Consider the following 1,094-nt stretch of genomic DNA (forward strand, 5'->3'; position numbering starts at 1 on the left):
CAGGCCGAGGGACCGCGAGCCACGGGCGGCGGCGTCGGCATGGAGGCGATGCTCGGCACCGCCGGCGGCATGGCGGGAGGCATCGCGGGTGAAGCGCTCGCGGCGGGCGGAACGACAGGCGCGATGCGGGGCGTCGACGCGGGAGCCCCGGGAGGCGTCACCGCGCCCACGGCTGGCGTCGTGGCGGTGGGACGCGCAGCGGCGGGAGCCTGGGGCGGAGTCACCGCGCCCACGGTCGGCGTCGTGGCGGTGGGCCGGGCGGTGGCGGGAGCCTGGGGCGGAGTGACCGCGCCGACGGCCGGCGTCGTGGTGGTGGGACGCGCAGCTGCTGGAGCCTGGGGCGGAGTCACCGCGCCCACGGCTGGCGTCGTGGTGGTGGGACGCGCAGCGGCGGGAGCCTGGGGCGGAGTCACCGCGCCCACGGCTGGAATCGCGGTCACGGTCGCACGAGGCGTGGCGGGCCCTGCCGGAGCCTGGGGCGGAGTCACCGCGCCCACGGCCGGTGTCGCGGTGGTCGGCCGGGCGGCGGAAGGAGCCTGGGGCGGGGTCACCGCGCCGACCGCAGGCATGGCGGTCGCGGTGGGCCGGGTCTGCGCGGTCGTCACCGGTGGCGCGGACGCGACGCCAACGGAAGGAACCCCCGACACCGTGGGCCGTGCCGCGGCAGGGGCACCCACAGGGGCGATGCCCGGCGGCGCCCCTCGGGGATCGGCCCCCATGGGCGCGAGGCCCGCGGGCGTGGGACGCGGAGGCGCCCCCGTCGTGGGTGCTCCCGCGCGAGGCGCGGACGGCACACCGCTGGACGACGCAGGCCGAGCCGTCGCCGGAGCCACGGGCGGAACACCACCCGCAGAGGGCGCTACGGGCGGAACCTGACCCGACGCCGGTCGAGCCGTCGCGGGAGCCACCGAAGGAACCTGACCCGACGCAGGCCGAGCCGTCGCGGGAGCCACCGAAGGCACCTGACCCGATGCGGGCCGAGCCGTCGCCGGAGCCGCGGGTGCCACCGAAGGCACCTGACCCGACGCGGGCCGGGCCGTCGCTGGCGCCTGTGGGGGCGCGACGGGGGGCGGCGTGGCGCGGGCCACCGGTGC

The 1,094-nt window shown here is 79.6% G+C and carries 1 pseudogene; it reads right to left on the minus strand.

Annotation, left to right across the window (positions count from 1 at the left end):
• A pseudogene (locus tag D7W82_RS40340) lies at positions 1–440 on the minus strand (hypothetical protein); the annotation flags it as partial.
• Positions 441–1,094 lie beyond the last annotated feature (654 nt).

It is taken from the genome of Corallococcus sp. CA049B (assembly GCF_003611685.1).
Classification (GTDB): domain Bacteria; phylum Myxococcota; class Myxococcia; order Myxococcales; family Myxococcaceae; genus Corallococcus; species Corallococcus coralloides.